This window comes from Pseudanabaena sp. BC1403 (assembly GCF_002914585.1).
Taxonomy (GTDB): domain Bacteria; phylum Cyanobacteriota; class Cyanobacteriia; order Pseudanabaenales; family Pseudanabaenaceae; genus Pseudanabaena.
In genome coordinates, this window is the sequence record NZ_PDDM01000001.1 from 30319 (window position 1) to 54283 (window position 23965).

Annotated in this window: 16 protein-coding genes; 7 read left to right on the forward strand and 9 right to left on the reverse strand. The window is 40.4% G+C overall.

Features of this window, described 5'->3' with window-relative positions:
- Nucleotides 1–236 precede the first annotated feature (236 nt).
- The 4 genes from CQ839_RS00185 to CQ839_RS00200 all read left to right on the forward strand — a co-directional run bounded on the left by CQ839_RS00185 (nucleotide 237) and on the right by CQ839_RS00200 (nucleotide 6994).
- A complete protein-coding gene (locus tag CQ839_RS00185) occupies nucleotides 237–2375 on the forward strand; it encodes an HAD-IIB family hydrolase (RefSeq protein WP_103666271.1) in 2139 nt (712 codons plus the stop codon).
- Nucleotides 2376–2442: 67 nt separating this feature from the next.
- The gene (locus CQ839_RS00190) at nucleotides 2443–3285 is read left to right on the forward strand and encodes an HAD-IIB family hydrolase (protein WP_103666272.1); all 843 of its coding nucleotides are present in this window, start codon (nucleotides 2443–2445) and stop codon (nucleotides 3283–3285) included.
- A gap of 249 nt (nucleotides 3286–3534) precedes the next feature.
- Nucleotides 3535–4881, forward strand: coding sequence for an ArsB/NhaD family transporter (locus tag CQ839_RS00195; RefSeq protein WP_103666273.1), 1347 nt, complete (start codon nucleotides 3535–3537; stop codon nucleotides 4879–4881).
- 160 nt (nucleotides 4882–5041) lie between these two features.
- Nucleotides 5042–6994, forward strand: coding sequence for an amylosucrase (locus CQ839_RS00200; RefSeq protein ID WP_103666274.1), 1953 nt, complete (start codon nucleotides 5042–5044; stop codon nucleotides 6992–6994).
- A gap of 182 nt (nucleotides 6995–7176) precedes the next feature.
- On the opposite strand, the gene CQ839_RS00205 is transcribed toward CQ839_RS00200, so the two are convergent.
- The 7 genes from CQ839_RS00205 to CQ839_RS00235 all read right to left on the reverse strand — a co-directional run bounded on the left by CQ839_RS00205 (nucleotide 7177) and on the right by CQ839_RS00235 (nucleotide 17446).
- Nucleotides 7177–7752 carry an antibiotic biosynthesis monooxygenase gene (locus CQ839_RS00205; RefSeq protein ID WP_103666275.1) on the reverse strand — a complete coding sequence of 192 codons (576 nt, stop codon included), beginning with the start codon at nucleotides 7750–7752 and terminating at the stop codon, nucleotides 7177–7179.
- 108 nt (nucleotides 7753–7860) lie between these two features.
- Nucleotides 7861–9654, reverse strand: a complete 1794-nt coding sequence (locus CQ839_RS00210; protein WP_103666276.1) for a hypothetical protein — start codon at nucleotides 9652–9654, stop codon at nucleotides 7861–7863.
- Nucleotides 9641–11416 (reverse strand): 2OG-Fe(II) oxygenase, encoded by a 1776-nt coding sequence (locus CQ839_RS00215; RefSeq protein WP_181016036.1) that lies wholly within the window; start codon nucleotides 11414–11416, stop codon nucleotides 9641–9643. The genes CQ839_RS00210 and CQ839_RS00215 overlap by 14 nt, the downstream gene beginning before the upstream one ends.
- On the reverse strand, nucleotides 11413–12069 hold the full coding sequence (locus tag CQ839_RS00220) for a 2OG-Fe(II) oxygenase (RefSeq protein WP_103666278.1): 657 nt from the start codon (nucleotides 12067–12069) through the stop codon (nucleotides 11413–11415). Before CQ839_RS00220 ends, CQ839_RS00215 begins: the two co-directional genes overlap by 4 nt.
- Nucleotides 12066–13523 (reverse strand): MBL fold metallo-hydrolase, encoded by a 1458-nt coding sequence (locus CQ839_RS00225; RefSeq protein WP_103666279.1) that lies wholly within the window; start codon nucleotides 13521–13523, stop codon nucleotides 12066–12068. Before CQ839_RS00225 ends, CQ839_RS00220 begins: the two co-directional genes overlap by 4 nt.
- 100 nt (nucleotides 13524–13623) lie before the next feature.
- A complete protein-coding gene (locus CQ839_RS00230) occupies nucleotides 13624–13962 on the reverse strand; it encodes a Nif11-like leader peptide family RiPP precursor (RefSeq protein WP_103666280.1) in 339 nt (112 codons plus the stop codon).
- A 262-nt stretch (nucleotides 13963–14224) separates the two neighbouring features.
- Nucleotides 14225–17446 (reverse strand): type 2 lanthipeptide synthetase LanM family protein, encoded by a 3222-nt coding sequence (locus CQ839_RS00235; protein WP_103666281.1) that lies wholly within the window; start codon nucleotides 17444–17446, stop codon nucleotides 14225–14227.
- A 207-nt stretch (nucleotides 17447–17653) separates the two neighbouring features.
- Here CQ839_RS00235 and CQ839_RS00240 point away from each other — a divergent pair, with 207 nt between their 5' ends.
- From CQ839_RS00240 to CQ839_RS00250, 3 genes are read left to right on the forward strand one after another with little or no spacing between them, the layout of a single operon-like run.
- Complete coding sequence (locus tag CQ839_RS00240) at nucleotides 17654–18754, forward strand: zinc-binding alcohol dehydrogenase family protein (RefSeq protein ID WP_219817698.1); 1101 nt, start codon at nucleotides 17654–17656, stop codon at nucleotides 18752–18754.
- On the forward strand, nucleotides 18744–20192 hold the full coding sequence (locus CQ839_RS00245) for an MBL fold metallo-hydrolase (protein WP_103666283.1): 1449 nt from the start codon (nucleotides 18744–18746) through the stop codon (nucleotides 20190–20192). The genes CQ839_RS00240 and CQ839_RS00245 overlap by 11 nt, the downstream gene beginning before the upstream one ends.
- Nucleotides 20193–20201: 9 nt before the next feature.
- A complete protein-coding gene (locus CQ839_RS00250) occupies nucleotides 20202–21428 on the forward strand; it encodes a cupin domain-containing protein (RefSeq protein WP_103666284.1) in 1227 nt (408 codons plus the stop codon).
- Here CQ839_RS00250 and CQ839_RS00255 read toward each other — a convergent pair.
- Entirely contained in the window at nucleotides 21425–22180 is a 756-nt protein-coding gene (locus tag CQ839_RS00255; protein WP_103666285.1) for a MinD/ParA family protein, read from the reverse strand. The genes CQ839_RS00250 and CQ839_RS00255 overlap by 4 nt on opposite strands.
- 122 nt (nucleotides 22181–22302) lie before the next feature.
- On the reverse strand, nucleotides 22303–23838 hold the full coding sequence (locus CQ839_RS00260) for a TolC family protein (RefSeq protein ID WP_103666286.1): 1536 nt from the start codon (nucleotides 23836–23838) through the stop codon (nucleotides 22303–22305).
- Between the last annotated feature and the right edge of the window lie 127 nt (nucleotides 23839–23965).

Sequence of the window (23965 nt, forward strand, 5' to 3'; positions counted from 1 at the left end):
AAATGGTATTGAAGGTTTTGTGAGTTCTAAATTTTTAGTTTGTTCAGATTCTAATTGAAATTCAGTCGTCCATTAGGAAGATATTTGGGAAGTTATTTCGGAATTTGCAAATATTTTTGAATAGATATTCTAAACTAGAAACTTGTAGATAATATTTTAGATTTTTATAGCTATAGTTTACCGTTATTTGGAGAATCATCCAATTCTGTTGTAGTTTATATTTAGGTTGACGAATTATGTTCAACAACACCGAGAACAAGCCATTGTATATTCTGCTTATCAGCATTCATGGATTGATCAGAGGTCATAATCTAGAATTAGGTCGAGACGCAGATACTGGAGGGCAAACAAAATATGTTGTGGAATTAGCTAAAGCTCTCGCCAAACAGTCGAATGTAGAGCGCGTTGATTTGGTTACAAGGCTGATCATTGACGATGCTGTAGATCCTGACTATAGTGCAGTGACTGAAGCCTTAGCAGAGAATGTCCAGATTGTTCGGATTGAGGCGGGGCCTGAAGCCTATATTCCCAAAGAAGAATTATGGAGTCATCTTGATAGCTTTACCGATCGCCTATTTGCTTGGTTACTCGAACAGCCTCGTTTACCTGACATTATCCACAGTCATTACGCTGATGCGGGATATGTGGGCGTGCGTCTTTCTCATTTAACGGGTTTACCACTAATCCATACAGGTCATTCTTTAGGACGGGATAAATTGCGAAGATTGCTTGCCTCAGGGATGACGCTCGAACAGATCGAAGATCGCTATCACATGCTCCAGAGGGTGAGTGCGGAAGAAGATACGTTAAGTAATGCTGATTTAGTGATTACTAGCACTCGTAATGAAATCGAAGATCAGTATGAGTTGTATGACTATTACACGCCAGAAAAAATGGCGATTATTCCCCCAGGAACCGATTTAGAGCAATTTTATCCACCGACTGAGACTGATGAAGCGATCGCCTTCAAGGAGGTTTTGACAAAGTTTCTGAATAATCCTGACAAGCCAATTATTCTGGCTCTATCTCGTCCTGATGAACGCAAAAATATCGTGACACTTTTAGAAGCCTACGGGCGATCGCCTCGCTTGCAAGAATTAGCTAATTTAGTGATTGTGGCGGGTAATCGAGAGGATATTCGAGAATTAAATGAAGGGGCGCAAAATGTTCTAACTGAACTATTGTTAGTGATGGATTGCTATGATCTCTATGGGCTGGTGGCTCTACCGAAACATCATATCTCAAGTGAAGTTGCGGATATCTATCGATTAGCGGCTAGTTCCAAAGGTGTTTTTGTGAATCCTGCTTTAACTGAGCCTTTTGGATTAACTCTATTGGAAGCAGCGGCGAGTGGATTGCCCTTAGTTGCTACCGAAAATGGGGGGCCAGTAGATATTATTGGCAATTGCCATAACGGTTTATTAGTTGATCCGCTAAATGGAGATGCGATCGCTGAAGCATTATTGCAAATCCTCGAAGATGCTACCCTTTGGCAGAAATTTTCCGAAAATGGCTTAAAAAATGTTGCGAAATTCTATTCATGGGATGCCCATGCTCACACTTATATCCAGAAACTTCAACCTCTCGTATTGCAGCAGGAACCCTTACCTAAGCCAACATTATCACCAAAGGCAGGTCGGTACCGCAAACGTGCGATTTTCACTGCGATCGACAATACCCTGTTGGGGGATGCGGAAGCATTGGCGCAATTTACTCAACTTATCCGCCAACAACATCGGAAGTTTTTATTTGGAATCGCCACAGGTCGCCGCTTAGATTCAGTTCTCAAGATTTTGAGAACCAATGGGATTCCCATGCCAGATGTTCTCATCACTAGTTTAGGCACAGAAATTTACTATCCACCTCGATTTACTGCTGATGTTGCTTGGAATTACCATATCGATCGTTTATGGACACCAAAAGTACTACACCGCATTATCGCTCCATTATCAGGGATAACACTGCAACCAAAGGAACAGCAAAGTCGGTTTAAAGTTTCCTATTACTACGATGCCAACGTTGCACCGTCAATGGAGGAGATTTTGACACTGTTACGTCAACAGGAATTGTCTGTGAATGCAACCCTTTCCTTTGGTCAGTATCTGGATTTTGTACCTGCAAGAGCTTCCAAAGGGCTGGCTTTGCGATATGTTGCTAGACAATGGAATATTCCGTTAGAGCAGGTTTTGGTAAATGGTGGATCGGGTGGCGATGAAGATATGCTGCGCGGCAATACTTTGGGTGTAGTCGTCGATAATCGTCATCGTGAGGAGTTATTAGCATTGAACGATAGCGATCACGTTTATTTTGCGGATAAAGCTCATGCTGGAGGAATTTTAGAAGCGATCGCTCATTATGATTTCTTTAACTTGTAGAGAGATTCCCTACCTTTAGCAGGTAATACCTTCTCAAAAAATTGTTAAGCTCATTCAACCATAACTTATGCAAAAATTATTGATTTGTACTGACCTCGATCGCACCTTATTACCAAATGGGAAGCAACCAGAATCCCCTGAAGCGCGGTCAATATTTAAGCGTTTGGTAAGCCGTCCAGAAGTATGTTTGGTATATGTGAGTGGTAGAAATCTCTCTTTAGTCCAAGAAGCAATTCAAGAATATGATTTACCAACACCTCATTGGGTCATTGGTGATGTTGGTAGCACGATTTATCAACGCGATGGCGATCGCTGGAAATCTTGGCAAAGCTGGACGCAGGAGATTGCGGTCGATTGGAAAGGTTTAAATGCTGTGGACTTAGAGCCATTGTTTGTGGATTTAACCGAAATCTCGCATTTGATTTTGCAAGAGCCAGATCAACAAAACCGTTTTAAGCTCAGTTATTATCTGCCCTTAGATATCGAAAAAGATGCTTTACAGCAGTACATCAAACTTCGACTTGAAGAACAAAATATTGCTGCAAGTTTGATTTATAGCGTTGATGAAGCCAAAGCGATCGGCTTATTGGACATATTGCCAGCCAAGGCAACTAAATTTCATGCCGTGGAATTTTTGATGAAGCAACTGGGTTTTGATTACAACAACACGTTTTTTGCGGGTGACAGTGGCAATGATATGCCATTATTGATTAGCCCTGTGCATTCTGTTTTAGTGGCAAATGCCCATGAGGACATTATTAAACAGTCTCAAATACAAGCAAAGGAACATGGGAATACAAACTGTTTGCATTTAGCCAAGGGTGGTTTTTTGGGCATGAATGGGAACTACAGCGCAGGGATTTTAGAAGGAATTGTTCATTATTATCCAGACACAAAACAATGGATATAGCAAGTACAAGTAATAAATGTCAGGGACTTTTTGTTCTAACCGAAACTGACATCAACATAATCCATTCTATTTCTAGCTAGGTCGCCTACTGTTATTGCTCATACTCGGAAAAATCACATCTTTTCTTAGTTTTTTGCATTTATTAAGCTAGAATGCCTTCTTGTCAGAGGGTGTAATCTCAATTACATTGCTCTCAAGGCTAAGTTCTACTTCAATTCAATTAAATAACAATAATCAAAATTATTACTCATGGACAATTGGCAAGCTATTTTTACAGGAGTGACCTTTGTAGTAGTAATTATTCTAATTGTCACTGAGAGAGTCCATTTAACGATCGCCGCTTTTTTGGGAGCGCTATTACTAGTCGCTGCTAGAATCCTGAGCTTAGAAGAGGCAACAAGGTATATCAGTAAAAGTTATGCCACTATCAGTTTGCTATTTGGCGTAATGGTTATGGTGCGAGCATTTGAGCCGACAAAAGTATTTGATTACTTAGCTGTGCAGATCGTGCTGATTTCTAAAGGTAAAGGTAGTCGGCTACTACTAGCGATCGTGGGGATTACGTCGCTTGTATGTGCAGTACTGCCGAATGCCACAACCGTAATGCTCTTGGCTCCGATGATTCCACCTTTGGCAAAAATTATAGGCGTAAATTTTGTGCCATTAATAATTTTAATGGTAATGGTATCGAATAGTGCGGGACTCTTAACACTAGTGGGTGATCCTGCAACATTTATTGTCGGCAATGGTATCAATCTTAGTTTTGCTGACTACCTTACCCGATTAAGTTTTGGCGGATTTATCTCTATTGCAATCATTGTATGTACTTTGCCATTTTTGTTTGGCACAATCTGGCGAAAGAATATAGAAGTTAGCGATCAGATTGAGATACCTGTGATCAATCATCCTAGGACGTTAATTATCGGCGGCGTAATTTCTGTATTTGTTTTAGTCCTATTCGTGATTGGCGAATCCTTGCCAACACCAGTCTCCCCTGGGGCAGTTGCCCTAATGGGTGCAGGTTTATCGCTATTTCTTTCTCACCATAACGGTATTGATCCCATTAACAAGGTTTTAAAAGATGTCGATTGGAGTACGTTGCTGTTTTTTATGTCAACTTTCGTTTTGATTGGAGGATTACAAAAAACAGGTTTAATTTCTCAGGCTTCTAATTTATTGGCATCAGCCTTAGGAACAAATATTGCGCTAGGAACGATAGTTATTTTGATAGCTATGGCTGTGATTTCTAGTGTTATTCCAAATATTCCCCTTGTGGTAGCAATGGTTCCGATGATGAAGGAATATTTTGTAAATGTCGATCTAGCGCCACCCTTGATTCTGATTCCAGGCTTTGACAGACAACTTCCCGCTGAGGTTTTACCGCTTTTCTACGCCATGATGTTTGGGGCAACTTTAGGTGGTAATGCAACTATTGTAGGAGCCTCTGCAAATATCGTTGGCGCAGGGATTTCTGAAATTCATGGAAAACCGATTTCTTTTAGTAAATTTGCTAAATATGGTATCCCTATTGCCGCATTACAAATTTTGGGAGCATTGGTTTTTATTAGTCTTAGATTCTTAGTCTTTGCAAAATAGAAACACTAGTAGGTTAGTTATGAATGCTCCTAATAAGGTGAAATGGGAGATCTAAGTTATTTAATTTACTATTGCTACGCAATTTCTTTAATTTTTGCTCTATCCCTCAGAATTGGGGAAATCTTGTGGTTTTAGATAAAATATATTTTCGGAAAATCTAATGTACGAACAAATTTCTCACTCACTTTTAAATTCTATCCTTGACGATTTAAAGCCTGAAATTCGCCGTCAAGATTTGCGCCACTTTTATACCCGTCTCGGCGCAAATTTCTACGCAATCCATTCGCTTTTCTATACGCTGTATGGTCATCGTGATGATTTTAAATTGCAAATGTTGCGCCTCGTGGAAACTATGGCGAAAGGCTACATCGATCGCTCTCCAGAATTAGAGCGTTTGGATATTCAGCGAGAAAAAGACCACAACTGGTTTTTGTCCCAAAAATGGGTGGGAATGGCGCTCTATTCCAATGGATTTGCTGATAACCTCAGCGATCTAGTCAGCAAAAGCAGTTATTTTCAAGAATTGGGCATCAATATGGTGCATATTATGCCGATTTTGAAATGCCCTGATGGTAAAAGCGATGGTGGCTATGCGGTCAGTGATTTTCGCCAAATTGATGAGAGTGTGGGCGATTTGGAAGATGTTCGTCTTATTGCCGAAGATTTCCGCAAGCGAGATATTTTGCTGGTTCTGGATATTGTTCTCAATCATACTTCCGATGAACATGAATGGGCAAGGCAAGCCATGAAGGGCGATAGTCGTTTTCAAGACTATTACTATATTTTTGAAGGTCGAGAAGTCCCTGATATGTTTGAGCAGAGTATGCCAGAAGTTTTTCCTGCAACTGATCCAGGGAATTTTACTTGGAATCCTGAAATGGGAAAATGGGTGATGACAGTTTTCCATGATTATCAATGGGATTTGAATTACAGCAATCCCACTGTATTCATTGAAATGCTGGATATTATTCTGTTTTGGGCAAATCAGGGCGTGGATGTGTTGCGCCTCGATGCGGTAGCCTTTTTGTGGAAAAAGATTGGCACTTCTTGCCAAAATGAGCGCAAGGCACATCTGATTTTGCAGTTAATGAAAGACTGTTGCCAAGTTTCTGCTCCAGGAGTGTTATTTATTGCTGAAGCGATCGTTGCTCCCGTGGAAGTAATTAAGTATTTTGGCGAAGATGCGATCGCAGCTAAAGAATGCGAAATTGCCTATAACGCCACTTTGATGGCTCTACTCTGGGATGCAGTTGCCACCAAAAACACGAAACTTCTTAGTCAAGGTATCAAAAGCTTGCCAAATAAATTGGAACGAGCGACTTGGCTAAATTATGTACGTTGTCATGATGACATTGGGTTCGGTTTTGACGATAACGATATTCGCTTAGCGGGTTACGAACCTGCTTCCCACAGACGCTTTTTAGTTGATTACTTTAGCGGTAAGTTTGACGGTTCTGCTAGGGGATTAGAATTCATGCATAATGAAGCTACAGGTGATGGTCGCATCTGTGGGTCATTGGCTTCTCTAGTTGGTCTAGAATCTGCATTGGAGTCGGAAGACAAAACCTTAATTTCTGATGCTATTAATAGAATTCTCTTATTGCATGGAATTATTTTATCCTTTGGCGGAATTCCTTTGATTTATAACGGTGATGCGATCGGTGTACTGAATGATTACAGCTTTAGTGAAGATCCTAGTAAGTGTAATGATAATCGCTGGGTTCACCGTCCCAAAATTGACTGGGAAAAAGCGGAATTACGCAAAAAACAAGGAACAGAGCAATATGCGATCTTCACTGCCATGAAAAAAATGATTTCTATTCGCAAAGAAATCTCTGCATTTGCCGATTTTAATAATCGTGAATTGCTCCACCTAGAAAATGAACACTTGCTCGGTTTTATTCGGTTCGATCATCAGCGCCCATCGGAGAAAGTGCTAGTACTTGCCAATTTTGATGTAAATCTGCAATATTTAGACTTGTCAGTATTAAGTAATAAGGGTTTTAGCGCCTATAGTCAGTTTATCGATTTATATAGCGGTAAAAAGCCCACTCAACTTGATGAGAGCATTGTTCTGCAAGGTTATCAGTTTTACTGGTTGACAGAGATATAACGCCTAAACGAGTGCGATCGCTGATCTTGTAGGGTTCGCTAATGCAATGTAACGCACCCAAACGTTATTCAAAAATTACCTCAAAACAAAACCCAGTAGAGAGTTGCGGCGCTTCGCGCCGCAACTCTCTACTGGGTTTTATATCCTGACCTGAGTGGCTATAGCTATACTTGTCCAATGCCTTATCTTTTAGGATAAAGCCATCCTTTGAGTAGCTTTGTCAGGTAAGGCATAACCAGATAAGTGAGAATAAGAACGACTATTCCTGTGGTAATAAGTTGAGGAAGAATGGAAGGTAGTTTGGTGAGAATGGGAGCAAGTAAAGGGCTAACAATAGAAATCACGGAAAACACTGCAAACCAAGTCACGATCGCCATTTTGTAACGGGGTGGTGGACTTTTTTGATTAGGTAAAGCAAACCAAGTCTCCAGACCAGTAAGGGTTTTAATGTGTTCAGGTTTTTCGATCAAAGGTTGTAACCGCTCGATCCATTCCTTTCTTACATCTGACTCTAGCCAGTTTTTGAGGTTGCGATACTGATCAAACTTAAGAATTACCACATACTCAGGATGAAACCGATCTTGGGGACAAATGGCACTCACGCCTTGATGTCCGTGAAACATACTGGCGGCAGCAGCAATACCATGAAACCATTCTTCATATCCTTGTTCGCGACCTTTTCGGACAATATGCGTGATAATCGCTGTAACAGGAATATCTTCTCGATCAACATCAATCATTTCCGTCAAACCAAGCATACCTAGCCCTACTAATGCTCAACGATGTCTTTAATTACATTTTTAGCATGAATAACGACGGCTGATTATCAAAGACTTACCAGAGATGAGATTTCGGACTTATGTCTATTAAATGAAGGAATCGTTGTCATACTTCAAATAGGGGCAAAGGGCAAACTTGGTGATGTAGCCGATCTGATCCCGACAACGATAGCGTGGATGAGAATTTCTTGGGGGTAGCGTATCAATATCATATATTTCTGGATTACAGGGGGTATGGAGTGCAGAACAAGCTAAAGCAGTAGAAATCATTTTATGGCTATCCACATACAAAGAAATACTATGGTAATCTTCGCCAATTTGCTGTACTTGCGATCGCTGGCTGGGATTAGCAAATAGATTCAGTTGCAGCATTTTTAACTTAAACTCTGATTGTCCATCGGTATCAAGACGAAGCGAAGAGTAAAATGGAACTGACGCAGGGAAACTGCCTAAAGCTTCTAAAAAGTCTAGAAGTCTTAATTGAGAAGCTCTCATCGTGCGTCCTCTAAAACCTAAAGCTGCCATTGTCAAAATTGCTAAAGCCGTAGAAAGAGGAATATCAAAATATCCAAAACTAAAATCTTTATTGCGACTGCTTAGGACTTCTTCTAAGAGTTTCTGACGAGCTAATTGACTTTCGGGGGTATCTTCTTGCAAAGCAAGGGCTAAATAGTAATCTACCAAATAGGGATTCGCAAAATACAAGCCACTGCGATCGGCAATTCTATCTGTCAAATAGGTAATAGGAACTTTTGGTTCTATTCCATTTGATAGCTGGAGCGCCCGAATCATTGCCGTTGTAGCAAAATCAGTTTGACACCAATGGGCGCAACTTGGATCTTTGACCATTCGATGGGGTTGGGATGATTCAGCCCACAATTGAGGGTAGTAACCTTGCCCATCACTAAAGCATTCTAGGGCTGCATAGGTTGCTGATAAATCTCCAGTTAGACCTTGCATGACTAAAGCCGAGTCCGTAGCAGTGATTAATCGTTTCTGATGAAAAGCCCATAGAGATTCTTGTTGTTGACTGATTATGTAGGCAGACAGCTTTGTATAAGCATCTGTCATTTCTGTATCCCGAAGCGATCGCAGCACAAATCCCAAAGGAACCAGATCTCCATAGGGAAATGGTTGTTCTGGAGTAGGGGGGACACAGGTCATCGATAACGGACTTTGCAAAGCCTCATCTGTCACTTTTAGCAGCCAAGCGATTGCCTGATTCTTGCCCCAAGTAATGCGGCGCGAACCTGCTTCTAACAGCCCTTGCTCTAAAGGTGAATCAATTTTGCCATGTTGTAAGAAAAATAGATTACAGTTCCCCGTGCGCTCAAAATGGGACAAAATCCCCGCATGAATATGAATCGGTAATCGATTACGGAATTGAGCTAAATAGTAACCATCTTGGGATTTCCCATCAATAAAACGTACTCCCACAGCACGTAATAATTCGTAGTGTTGACGATCAGGAGGGTGATCAAAAATTGCCGTGGCGTGACCTTCATGATCTTGGAAAACTAGATGAAGTAGCACTGGAGAGAATCCTTCAATTTCACCTAAGCCTATACAATCTGCTTCATCGATCGCAAATAAAGATAAGCGATCGGCAAATTGATCACCTAAAGTTTCCCCCTGTGGTGGTGGTTCACAGATATTTCCTAAGTATGGATCAACTAAAGAATTTTCGGAAGTAGTTGCCACTAACCTCCCAGCGCTAGTCAGCACGACATGACTAAAATGATTGAGATCGATGGTTTCAGGCAAGTAAAACATCGCACGAGTTACTTCATCTCCTGCGAGCGGTCTCACTTTTTCAAGGTTAAATAACACCATCCATTCCAGAGACTGAGGCAGCGAATCAAGGATACTAGAGATTTTCATCAGACACCTCCTTTGTTTTTGATGCATCGTGAATCCATCCATTCACGGTAAAGCGACCATCCAAAAAACTTTGGGATGGACATTGAACTTGAGTAACTTCATGCATAAGCTGACTTGGGAAAAAGATAATGCAGTTATTTTTAGGAACAACAACGTGATAGCCTTTTGGCACAAATTTTTTGCCTTCTTCACCTTCAAATTTGCCCTCGTAAATACGCAACTCGCCGCCCGTAAAAGCTTTGGGTTGCTGATGAAAGTAATAAACAAATGTCAATATACGACTGGCTAGAGCCTCAACGCCATTGTCATTATGCAGTTTGAAGTATTCACCATCGTTATGAGCCGTAAGTTGAGCTTCAATAAGACCAATTGGGAATTCTTGGCTCTGTAGGGCAGCTAAGACTTGGGGAATAACTTGACGCACTTTTTCTACGATCAATGGAGCAAGGGTAAAGGGTTGATCAAGGATCAAAGAATGTCGATGATATTGGCGATCGCTGACAGGCAGTTTCTGGTTATAGACATCACTTAACACAAAACCTTTGTTGTGACTTTTAGTGAATTGCCATAGCTCTTCTTGCTCAGATTCCGTGAGAAAGTTCTCTATTTCGACAAAGTTTTTAGGACTCTGCATAGATTGTCTAATTTCTTGATGATTTAAAATCTTACGGGTTACGTAAAGATAGGACTTTGCTTCTTGGGGAGCATCGTTTTCGTAGGTGACTTTTACGTGATGAATGCCCCGAAACAATATGCCTTCATTTTTAGATCCTAAGATCTGGGTTAAGCGCTGTAAGCCATCTGGCCATTGATCCTGATTAGCTCTTTCCCGTAAATAGCCTGGATAGGAAAATATAGCCTCACGGTTTTCTGGCAGACAAAGCGATCGCTCCTCTAAAAAATCAAAAAAAGGAACCCATTTCGGTTCTAGAGAAGGCTGTTGATAAAAATAGCACTCCAATCCAATCTTTGATTGTGTAGAAAAATCAACATCAATATCAAGGTCAATCCGATCCACTAGGGGAGAGAGTAAATGCAGAAACTGAGTCAATTGCTCAATATTACCTTTCCAAGAGATAGCAGACAAATAGGAACCAATTTGGAGAGGAGAAATATTGCGAATACATAAACGTATCGTCTCCACTTTGCGAGCTAACATTAATCCTATTTGAAACACATAAGCGCCTTGAGGTAGCTCCTGAAAACAGTGATAAAGCCATTCTTGGTTTGCGATCGGCAAGGATTGCCCCAATAACAAAGGTAAAACTTCTTCTGCGAGCCAAGCACGGCGCTTTTTCTGATCCTCTAGAGAGTCACATCTGTAAATATCACTTGCCCCCAGAAAAAAACTAGGGATAGGGATCTGACCATTGGCAAAACAATCTGGAGTATCAAATTCTAGCCAAATATTAAACACCTCCTTAGCGATCGCAGAATTACTTGTATTCCATTCCCTCGCAAAAGTTTGGATTCTTTGCCAAATCGGTTCTTGTGTAACTGACTCAGGTAAGGATATTGGATAGGTGCGATCGCCAAGTAATTTTTTCCCAGCTTCATCGGCAGCAACACAGAGCAGAAAGTCAACTTCGGCAAGGGCATCCCCTAAACGATATTCAAAACCAAAAAAAGACGAAAGCGCATTAGGTAATATTTGGGCAATCCGATCAATCGTTTTCCAGTTACTGACTGTCATCAATTTAGGAACAACCGCAGGTTCGATCAGACATAATATTTCTGCAAGAGAATTGCTGGATTTAATCATAAAGCCCCCGACTTGATCGCAAAAAGAGGGACTTGAACCAACCATTCTTCTTCGAGATGATATTGTTCACAGACAATACTAATTCTCGGTTGACTAGCTTGAACGGATTGAACTCGATGGGTGAGGGAACCCAAAAAATGTAGCAGCATATTTTCTTGTGGTTTGATGATCGCTATCTCTTCAGAGTCTAAAGAAAGCACTAACTGTCCACCTTGCATATCTTCAGGCACTTGCACATATAAAACGCTTACTAATCGAGGACTTACTAATTCTTGAAAATACTCACAAATACTACAATCTATATGCTCAGTAACACAAGAACCTTCAGTCAATATTAAAATATTCAGATAGAAAGCATTGCACAATGATTTAAGAGCAGTATTGAGATAGGTAGATAATTCAGGAAAATGTTCAATAACTGTGGGAATACCTTCTTTTCTAAATATTACGGAAAATCCTTGAGTACTAGCAAACCCATCACTAAGTTGACTAGTTCCCAGATAGGGCGAGTCAAGAATTTTCTGGGCAAGCTGCGTAAGTTCATCTACGGGGAAACAATTAAACCTGCGAGCGTAACATCGAACAGTTTCCTTACGTGGAGACTTATACGGAAGGATAGATATAGATTGAAGAACGTCAATAGTATTATTCATTGCGGTAAGTTAAATGCAAATCCTTTCTTCAAACCAGCTGGGGTCAATCCGTTACCTATAGCCCAAGGGTGGACAATAGTTTGACATCCTAACTGCTGCAAATAGGATTGTACCTGTGGGATCAAAATTTGATCATGTACCGTAAGATTCCCTAAATCAGCCCAACTATCCGCATAGGGCAGGCAAGCTTTAGCTTTGACTTTTGCACATACTTCCGCAACTCCCTTTGGACCTAAGGTGGCTGTATATTCACCTTGTGACTGAGAGGTTACTCCCAAAATTGGCGGGTTACTAAGCAAATTCGAGACAATATCTAATCCCCAAGAGGTAATATCTACGCCAATGGAATTGTAGGAAAGTGGTTGGAAATTGCTTACTACCCAATCGATCGCACCAAAGCGATCATATACTTCGTCAGCAACGTCCAATATAGAATGCTCTGGCTCTATTCCTGCATCAATCAAAAACCACGACCGATAGGAATCAGTTTCGATCAGATAAGTATTTCCCCAATTTTTTAGGTCTGAATGAACGGGTTGAGGATGTTCGGGAACAAGAACTTGTTCTCCATAAAATGGCAACACATGAACATCAATGTCCCCAATCTTGATTGGATCGCTATTCCAAGGAACATCATAAACATTTGTAAAACCAATATCTCGTAATTGTGCTGCCATATCTTCACAGGTAATTGACCCACGTGGAACTCTCGGCACAACGATCGGAATATCAGGAGAAAATTGCATCAGAGTGGGATAATGCCAGTGATCATAATGACTATGGGAGATGAGAATTCCATCGACTAATCCTTCTAGCATCGCCCGTGAGATATCGGCATTTAGATTGGGAACGCCATAATTAGAATGCAGATGGGGATCAACCAGAATACCTGTGGTTTGGCTGCGATAAAGTAGCGCAGCATGTTGTAAGCGATAGACTCCAGGCTCGATTATCTGAGATTCTAATGGTAAAAATGGTTTCTGTTGCAGTACCCACGACTGTAAAAATGCTTCTAGGATCGGCTGCATTTGATCACTAATCTGGCTTGAAATCTCTTGATAAGTAAATCGAGACTGTCCACAAAGATAGAGAAAATGGTGTAATTGGTGCACAAATTCTCGATCCTGTATAGCGAGCGCCCCCCTCTTGTTCAAAAAATCTGGAAATCTCCCGTTGCTAAAATTAAGGATCTGCCAATAATTGCGATCGGGGAATAAAAATTTTTCCTTTAGACTAAAAGAATTAATAGGATCGTTTTCCTGTAAATCAAATAATTTGGCAACAATTTTCTCATGCTTGGCTGCCGATCGCAGAATAGCTTCGCCTAAATCTTTGAGGATTACAACTTGATTTAGAATTTCTTGAATGAATGGTTGAACAGCGTAACATAAGCGATCAGAAGAAGTTAAGGCTTGTAATTGAGAACCTTTCATGAAAGAAATAATGTCTGCCATAAACAACCGTAAGAACTGATCTTGGACTCATATAGTAAGGATAGACAACACAAAGCACCACCTATCCTTACTACTAACATCAAAAACTTAGTGAACTAAACTACCACTTAATTGGTGGAATCTGATTGACAAGATATCCTGCCGCAGCACCAGTAAGAATGCTGATAACAATCGAGCCTACAATAAACTCACCACCAGCAACAGCTTCTAATTCTTCATCAGAAAGTTCCCCTGCATCTTGGCGCTGATTCAATTCTTCCTGACGCTTTTTCACTTCAGTCCATAGCTCTTCAGAAGTAATATCGTAACCTTTGGAAGTAGCTAATGCTGTGACAGATTCCCGATCATTTTCTGCTTCTAAAGCCTTGACTAGCTCTTGGGCAAGGCTCTCATCAGATTGTACTTTTTCAAGAAATTCTTGAACTGCAGTTGCGCTCATCTTTAGATCTCCATGTGTATTTTGACTAAACTGGCAAAAATTCAAATAACTAGTTTCTATCTAAAACTATTGTTAAGAACAATGTTGTATATAGAAAATAATTTTTAAATATTTTAGACTATTTAATAACAAATTAATAATAAAAAAACTAGTATTTTTGAGGTTAGCAACGATCAATTTTATTGTGTGCTAAGACTCATTAAATACATTGTTTATTTGCATAAATATTTTAGCTCTGCAACATTTTGATGTCAATAAAGTGTTACAGAGCTGATCCTGATTGCAATAGCAATATACAAGGAAGTAAGTCGGGATGGATGAGCCGCAAGATCGTATAACCAATTCCAGAGATCCCATGTAAAAGAGAAGGATTAATGCTGAGGTTTTCATGTTGAACTAATAACTGATGGGATTCTTGTATGGTATGCCCCCATGATTTTGCCAGCGCTAATAGGTCTGGGTCGTTTAAGGTATTTGCGGCAAACAATAGAGTTTCAATACGCCCACAATTGCCCCACATTAAATCATCCTCGCCCCAAATTGAGTACTGTTTAATGGCTTGTAAAACATGATCAATTTCTTCTCGGATGTCTGGTGTGTCTAACTCAGAAAGTCCTCCCAATCTTGCCAATCCAATTCCAGTCGCTCCATTTGCCCAACTCATTGAATTCCTAGGAGGATTGGTACGAAAATCATTCCAAATTCCTGATTGGCGATCAAAAGAAAGACGTTCATAGGTAATTGCTGCCTTTGCAGTTTCCATGTATATTTCATCTCCTGTAGCTTTATAAAGCTGCAATAGACTGTAGGCTATTCCTGCCATTCCACTAGAGAAACCTATGGGTTTAGGTGTTTTGTCACCATCTCCTTTTTGACCAACGAGGTGATTCCCACATTTTCTAGCTAATTCTAAAGCTAAAGGAGAACATTCAGAGAGAGCTAGTAACCCTAAAATCCCACCAGCCGATCCGTTTAACACCGTGAAATATATATCGCCTTTAATGAGTTCAGGAGTAATGCATTCTAATATTTTTTGGGAAGTTGATGCAAAGTTTTGACTACCCAATAGCTTGCTGATTGTTTCCAGACCATAAATCATTGAACCTAGATTAGCAATGCCGATATCAGTACCAAATCGGCGTTGTTGGAGAGAATTTAAGCTTGAAAAGGTCTCTTGCAATGGAGACAGAACTTGCTGCGTATATTCATACCATTGCGATTCTCCAGTGATTTTTGCTAGAGATGCAAAAAATAGAGCAATACCTATGTTCCCATCCCAAAAACCCACCCCTAGAACTTGCCAGCGAAACCGTGAAATTGTGGGTTTATAGGTAAGCCCGAACCAAGCAAGTCCAGAATCACTTCCAGTAATTCCCTTAGATATTAAAGTTTCCCCTAAAATGATCGCAGTTTCAAGCAAGGCTTTGTTTCTGTTAATCTTGGCATAATCTGTATTTTGAGCTTCGAGGAGTATGGGTGTGGTAGGAAGAGAAGGTTCTTGACGATAGCGCGCTTGTAATGCTCCCTCAATAATCACAAGTTGAGTTTGTAGTTTTTCTTTACTTAGTAATTCAATGTTATTTTGAACTGTCAAAAAGCTAGATTGACTAAAAGTCCCTGTATCAGTAATTCCATTAGGCGAATAAATGTGAGTATCATTTGTAACCGTAGAAAAGAAAGGAATATCCATTTGTTCCAAGGATTGGATCTCAGCTTCAAGAATTGACCAATAAATGGGGCGTTCATCAGAAGTAAGAAAAGCTCGACTGAGACTTTCAAGAGCGATACTGCGATCGACTCCATTTTTCATGTATTTGGGATTGTAGGAATTTTGCAAGATGGCATAGTAGGTTTGAGTGTTCCGAAATACAAATCGAACTTTAATTTGTGCAAAGGCTTGTAAATGACTATCTTTACTCAAAAGAAATTCCTTCTGATTCAGTAAAACAAGATACATCTTTTGAAAGCCCTTAGTTACTTCCAATTGGTAAGATGACATATCTATTGTTTTACCGAGTAAAGTCGGTGCGTTCTCTTGTACAACCTTAGTTTGAGCTGTTTCTAAGCGCATACCATCGGTATTAATATGTTTCCAAACTGGGGTTTCATAGGACTGGGTTTCACCTCCGAGTCCACTAATATCCACAGTCAAAGTATCATTTGGAAGTATTCCCCATTGTGGCAACAAAAAGGTTCTCAAGACTGAATCCTGTAAAATCTGGGAGGCATTCTCTAAAGCAGTATGATCTGTTTTAGATCTCGTTTTAATGTGATGATGAAACAAGGTTTCCCCATCTATAAAGACAGGATACTCCCCACTGGCGATCAGATTTTCCTGATGACAGTCTGTACCTTCAAGTAGATATAAAAGTGCTAAAAGCATCCCACAACGCTCATAGAACCGTTCAATAGATGAGTTGTCTTTACAAGGTCTATTAGGAATGAATTCCATCCAACCATAATCTTCTCGATTCAAGATCGTGATTGGAAGTAGATGTAAAAGAGAGGGTTGTTGATTACACCAATCCAAAATCTTATTGAACGCACAATCTATAGCCAAGTTCCGAGGTTTATAAACAATTTTAAGTCCTGTATCAAAGGTAATTATTAAAACCGATCGCCCTCCGTTATGCGAATCTGATAAGTTACACTGGCAGTCTACTACTTGAGTTAAAGATTGATGAGGACTGAAACACTTTTCAATTTCTTTCCAGTCTTGTTCGAGTCGGGATTGAAATTCTGAGATTGACTTACACCAAAAGATGACCGCAAGGGAGAGGAGTTTTGCCAACACTGGATATTTTTGAAACAGCCCCCATAATCCATCCTCAAATAATAATTCCAAGAAGCTTTGAAACTTTTGCCTTTGCTTATGGGTGATATGCATGAGCAGAAAATCTCGCAAGCTATTATTGTTGCCCCTAAATGTTTCAAATTCCCCCATTAAAGTAGGAGTTCCTATTTTTGCTAGATTTTCCAGTAGACTTCTGAGAAGATGATTCTTTGCTTCAGGGGCTAGGCAATTCAAAAATTGGAGATTATTCTCCGCTACCGCAAGAAAAGGAACATATACAGACTCAAAGGGAATAGGAGATTCAGACTTGAAACATTGATTTTGAAGAGTTTTTGGCGATGATTTTGGAGAGTAATTGTTGGCGATATTTAACACTGATTGCAAACAAATTAACCAATCAGAAATAGGGACTTTGCATTGTTCCGTAGGTTCACCACCTGCTAACGCCGCTAAAACCCGATCCTGATTAAGCCCTGACCATAGGAGCCGATGACTGAATTTGATGAGATCATTTTTGGCTGCTATTTTCTGCCATGTTTGCAATCTTTGTCTGGCAATATCACCTAAGTCTTGATTTAAATCTTGGATAGGTATATTGGAAAGAGCAAGCCGCTCTGTCAAAGAATAGGTGTTGAATGCCAGTTGCTGAAGTGCTAAAGATGGCTGGTAATCTGGTTGAGATAAGAACATAAAAGTCTAAGCAAATATTGATCAAGAATAAACTACACGGTGTCATGAGAAAATAGTGGTGATGTTATAGTTATCGACAAGTTTATTAGCAAGCTGAAGCTGCAAGAACAAACTTAGGTTCTTAGTTTCACATTATGTAACAGCCGCGTTTTAAAAAATTTTAGTATGAAAACAGTTTCGATCTGCGGATCCAAAGTTGAAAAAATCATGTCGGCAGATAGTTTTGTCGATCATCTTGAAATTGAAGGTATTAAGGTTAACTGTGGGATTATCCATACTAAAGATATTACCTTTGCCAGCAAAGATCCTGCCCTAAGTAATCATGTTCTATTCCAAGTCAAAGCCTTTTCCTGCAACTATCGAGACAAACGACTCATTCTCAATACTGCAACTAGCAGCTCTGCCAATCGCTTTAATGCCATAGGATCAGAATTTGTCGGGGTAATACTCTCAGTAGGAAGCAATGTAACTGATTTAAAGCCAGGCGATCGCGTCATCGGCAATAATTGCTATCCTGACTCTGGCGTGTTGGGTTTACCACCAGGAGTCCCCACTAACCATGCTTCCAAAGAGTTTCGGATTCTCCATCAAGCCAAATTAATGAAAATCCCTTCAATCATGCCTGATCATGTGGCAGCTTCCTTTAGTATTGGTGGACAAACCAGTTACAGCATGATCCGCAAATTGCAGATTCAGCCAGAACAAAACATTTTAGTCACCGCCGCGAAATCAAATACATCTTTATTTGTACTCCATGCTCTGCAAAAATATCGTCATAAGATGGGAATTCGGGTTTACGCGCTGACAAGTTCTGGTAAATTGGTGGACAAAATTCAGTCTATTGGTGTTGATCGAGTGGTGCAAATCCGACCAAACTCTGAGCCTTGGATCGATCCTGAAACAGCTAAATCCATTCTTGAGGAAACAAAAGGCGGATTCCATGGCATCATCGATCCTTTTTTTGATTTGCACATTGCCAAAATGCTGCCAGTGATGAAACCAGAAGCTAAATATATAACCTGTGGGCTTTATGATCAATTTACAGATCTGACGGGAACTCAATCGCCCAATATAGGCTTAAGTCCTCAACATCTTTTATACACAGCGATGATTTATAATCTTTCAATTATTGGTAATTGTATTGGACTTACTTCAGATTTAGCTCAAGCAGTAGAAGACTATGCTCAAGGAAATTTGCCTGTAGTGGTGGATAGTGTTTACAAGGGCAGAGATGTCGCGCCTTTCTTTGACCGTATGTATAATTCTCCCGATCGCTTCGGCAAGGTGGTTTACAGCTATGAAAATTAATTTCCTAGGTCACGCATCCCTATTGGTTGAGACACAAGACTGTAAAATCTTGATGGATCCTTTACTTTGGGACCCCTTTTGTGATGGAACCAATGCCTCTTGTCCTCAAAGAGAAATCTTTCCTGATTTATTTCCCGCCTACGATTTTTTAGTGATCTCCCATAGACATACCGATCACTTTGATATTCGTTCTCTTGCCTATCTCCCTAAGCATATAGATGTCCTCATCCCCCCAGACAAACTCTTGATTGAATGCTTACAAAATCTTGGATATAAGCATATCTATCCACTCAAAGAATTTCAGAAGGTAAAGATGGGGGATACAACCATGATGACTACGCGATCGGAGGTGCGAGTACCTGAATTTGGGATGGTTTTTGCTGACCCTAGTGGCGTATTTTGGAATGCTGTAGACACTTTCTTTGCACCTGCCACAATTGAACAGGTTAAACAATATTTTCCTAACATTGATATATTTTTGACCCCTTGGAATGTGGGAACGGAAGCTAAATATCAGACTAATCAGGGATTAGGTTTCCCCTTCGATGTTTACAATCATCTATATCGTCTGATCAGCTTAGTTGCCCCTCAAATTATCATTCCTGGCGCTCAAGGATGGAAGTACATAAATTCTGGAGCTTGGCAAAATCAGATGGCTTTTCCGCAGACCCGTGAACGTTTTTGCCAAGATATGGTGACTGTATTGCCAGAAGCGCAGGTTTGTAGCCTAGATCCAGGGGATATCGCCGAACTAGATGCTGATCGGGGTTTTCAACATAAATCATCGGCTTGTTCCTACGCCCGAATGATAGTAGATGATCGAGAAACTATTGCCTTTACCCCCGTCAATTTCCACAAAGATCTTCACGATCCTAATCCTTTGGGGTATTCCTTAGAGACTTTACAGAAAGCAGTTTCTCATGAAGTTACTACGCATTTAGTAGATTTCATTCAAGAACATTTAAGTACTACATTTGTAGAACACCAACATTGGCAAGTTATCTATCAATTAGAAGTAGTCTTTCCCGATCGCCAAAATAAGATTTGGCATATAGATTTTGGAAAATCGCTCCTTACTGCGGAAGAAGGGTATAACCCTTTAGCCAATTTATTTTTTTATATAACCGCTTCAGGATTTTATAACCTTTTACAAAAAAAGCACGGGTGGGAATATTTAGTCAATACTGGCGAATATCGCCATTTCCATAAGGTCTATTTGCCTCATGACACGGGAATTTCACCCGCAAAATCCGAGCAAATAATTGATCCTCTGTTTCTAAAATATCCCAAGAATGAGGATGACTTGCTACGGAGGGAATCCATGTCCGCCAATCTTCCTCAATCAGATTCTAGTCCTCTGCCAAACACAGGGATGATGCTCTTGGCTAACACCTTCTTCAAGTTACGCAGCAAGCCTCAGTCAAATTCTATATCTTGAGTATGAATTATGTTAAACAATAATTTAAATAATAATAATTTTGATTTCGCCAAATTACTAAGCCCTATATCGATCGCAGATTTTCTCGAAAAACACTGGGAAGCCCAATCGCTTCATATTTCGGGAAGATCAGCCGATTTTTATCGAACATTACTATCTGTCGAAGAGATGGATATTTTGTTGGCTCGGCATCATCTGACTCCGCCTGATATTCGAGTAGTGGCAAATCAACAAGAACTGCTACCCGATCGTTACATCAAACCCGATGGCAGTCTCAATCTGAATCAGCTTTACAAGGCTTACCATGAAGGTCATACACTGATAATTAATGGACTCCAGCAATATTGGCAACCCCTCGCCCAAGCCTGCTTAAATGTGCAGTATTTTCTCAATCATTCTGTGGTTGCAAACTGCTACCTTTCTCCTCCCAACTCTAAAGGCTTGATGCCCCACTATGATACCCATGATGTATTTGTTTTGCAGATTGAAGGAAGCAAGCAGTGGTATCTTCACCCATCCACAGATCCATCCCTAGACAATGTACCTTTGCTAGGTAGCTTTCAACCCGTCATCCCTGAATCCCGTCTTGGCAATCCACAGTTATCGATCCAACTAAATCCAGGGGATCTACTCTATGTGCCAAGGGGATGTATTCACCATGCCACCACCTTTGACGATTTTTCGCTTCATGTCACCATCGGGGTTTACCCTGCTCAATGGATTGATTTGGTTAACAGTGCCATCACGGCGATCGCTCTTCGCAATGCCCAATTACGCAAGGCGCTCCCGATTGGCTATCTAGACAATCGAGAAGCCGTAACCATGCTTCAGGAAACCTTTCAAGAAATCCTGAATACAGTAGCGATCGATCCGCACGCCTTAGGCGATGGATTAGAGATCCTCCGCGATCGCTTTATTCATCAGACCACACCTTTGCCTGATGGACATTTTTACCAACTTCATAAACTGGAAGAGGTAAATCTAACCTCTACGGTGATCAAGCGATCGGGTTTGCATTGTCGCGTTATTCGCACAGGGCTAGACAGTGCCAGTATTCAATTTCCTGGAAACACGATCTCAGGTAAATCACATCTAGAGAGCACATTTACCTTTATCGCTAATGCTGATCATGCATTTAAAGTGTCTGAATTGCCTAATACATTAACTGATGACGGTAAGGTGACATTGGTAAAACGACTGATTCGGGGGGGGCTACTGCGAACAATTTCCCACTAGATCAATGAAGCAACATGACGATAAACTTTAGAAATTTGATGGTCAGGAAAATTCAGACAAAAGATACCACTACTCGCCAAACGAATAATATCTGACGATTCAGGAAGCACTCCTCCAACTTGAACCTGGAAAGTATCTGCAATCTTTTTCTGAAGCTCATCAAAATTAAACTCTGGTAAGGCTTTATTCACCAACAATAGTAGCTTCTGCACATCAAGCTTACGAGCTACATCGATCGTCACCGCCGTACCTTGAAAATCCTGCTGATCAGGACGCAAAATCAAAATCACTAAATCAGAAACAGTCAAAGAAAGGAGAGTTTCTTCACTAAGTCCTGGATGAGTATCAATAAATAGGTAATCAAGTTTAAGGTGTTCAAGTAGGTCTTGAAAACCATCATTTAAAAGCTCAACATCATATCCTTCCCTTAAAATCTTGGAAATGTCATTAATACGAACACTGGCAGGAATCAGATAAAGTGCGCTCTCAGGAGTAGCCATTTTACCCAAGATTGAGGTAACGTCATAGGCCGCATCTTTGGCTGGACAACGTCCCCATAAAAAGTCATTTAGTGTCTTATTTAATTTGCTTTCATCAAACCCAAATAAAACATGAATTCCTGGGGATGGCAAATCAGTATCAACAATTCCCACACGGTTTCCCGCACAAGCAAGAGAAGCCGCCAGATTTGCCGTAGAGTTGGATTTGCCAGTACCACCGCGATAAGAGTGGATCGAAATAATTTTAGACATAAGGCATGTACTAATTTCTTGAAGTCACTATACACAAAATTTGTCGATTCTGGCTTGAAGTTAATCAAAATAGACCGAATGAAAAGGTTTTATTTCTGATAACAACCTATTTTCTATACTTCTTACAGCGCTTTGTTCTGAGGTTCTGTATTGTTGTTGCCCACAGCGCGCTGAAGAGCTGCAAGGTCTTGATTATAGCCAATAATAGCCTGTAAAACATTTCCTTTTGCTTGGGTGAGGCTGGTTTCGGCAATATTGACCTCAGTTTGTAGTCCTACTCCAGCTTGAAATCTTAGACGGGCAAGTTCTAGGTTTTTTTCAGCACGAGTTAGGGCTTTTTCAGCAATAACAATATTTTTCTCATTTGCTTTCAAACTAAAATAGGCTTCTTCTATTTCTAGGCGTACCTGAGCTTTAATGTCAGCAAATTGATTGGTAGCGATCGCAGCATTTATGCGTTGTTGATCAGCTTTGGCAGCAGCAGATCCACCATCAAGAAGCCTCCATTGTAAAGTCAAGCCTATAGAGTAACCCGCCGCTGTTCCATAGGAGAAATTACTAGGATCTCTAGGATCTTCAGTACTTAAAGACAAGCCACTAAGATTTGCAAAAAGATTGACTTGAGGCTGAAGCGATGCCTCCTCGAACTCCGCTCTGTTAAGGCTGATTTGACGATTTATTTCCTGTTGGGTAAGATCAATTCGCTGCTGCAACCCCAACAAAATACTATCTTCGAGCGAAAGCTCCCATGCATTGCCCCGTTTAATTGGCTCAGAAGCTTTAGGAATAACCGTTGGTGATAAATCGAGTAATCTCACGAACCTCCGACTGACGGCTTGTTGCTGACTTTTTGCCCTGATTAGTCTTTGCGTGGCATCGTCCAACTGCACTTGGGATGTTAAAACATCAAAGCGCGTGCCAAGTTGACCCTTGAGAAGTTCTTCAGCATTATAAACACTCATTTCGGACTGGCGCACCGAAGCTTCTTCAATCAAAACTTGCTGATCAGCTCTCTGAATGGCGTAATAAGCATTAGTAATATCAAGGCGGATTTGTTGGGAAAGTCGTTGAACTTCTAATTCATTTAACTGCAATGATTTATTAGCACTATCGATTAGAGAACTACGCTGAGGTTGGAACAACCCATAGTTAAAACTGAGAGTAGGAGAAAGTGTAGTCGTTGTATAGTTTTTTATTTGTTGAAATACTATAGAATTTGGGTCTGCACCTTGTAATAAAGCCGATCTTTGAGTGGTTTCTATTGCTAGTTGATTAGAAGCACTTAAGTCACGGGAAAGGCTGATCTGCAAAGCTGCTGTTGGTTGCAATGTTGCCTCTGCTTCTCGGAGGGCTGCTTTTGCTTGTTCGACACGCAGTTTGGCGGCTTGAACTTGTCGGTTTTTGGCAAGTCGCAAGTCAATAGCTTCTTGAAGCGTGAAGGATACTATGTTTTTCGGCTCTACCTCATTGGGTTTAGTAGGACGTATTAAATCTATGGGATTGTCTAAGAGTGTTTCCTGAGTATCTTTTCCCAGTAACAGATTTTGTTTGGAATCTATGGGTTTTGGAGCAGTTTTTTCCTGAGAATAGGCAGAAGATCCCCATAAATTTGTGCAAATCCCTAAAGCAAAAGCTGCCCAGATCATTCGTTGCAACATTTATCATCCTCATTCACGATTGTCTAGCCACTTTTGCAATATTGCATTTACAATGTTGCAAATATTGTAAATGCAATATTGTTTACAAATATTTTCTACAAACAGTATTTACATTATTAAATATCAG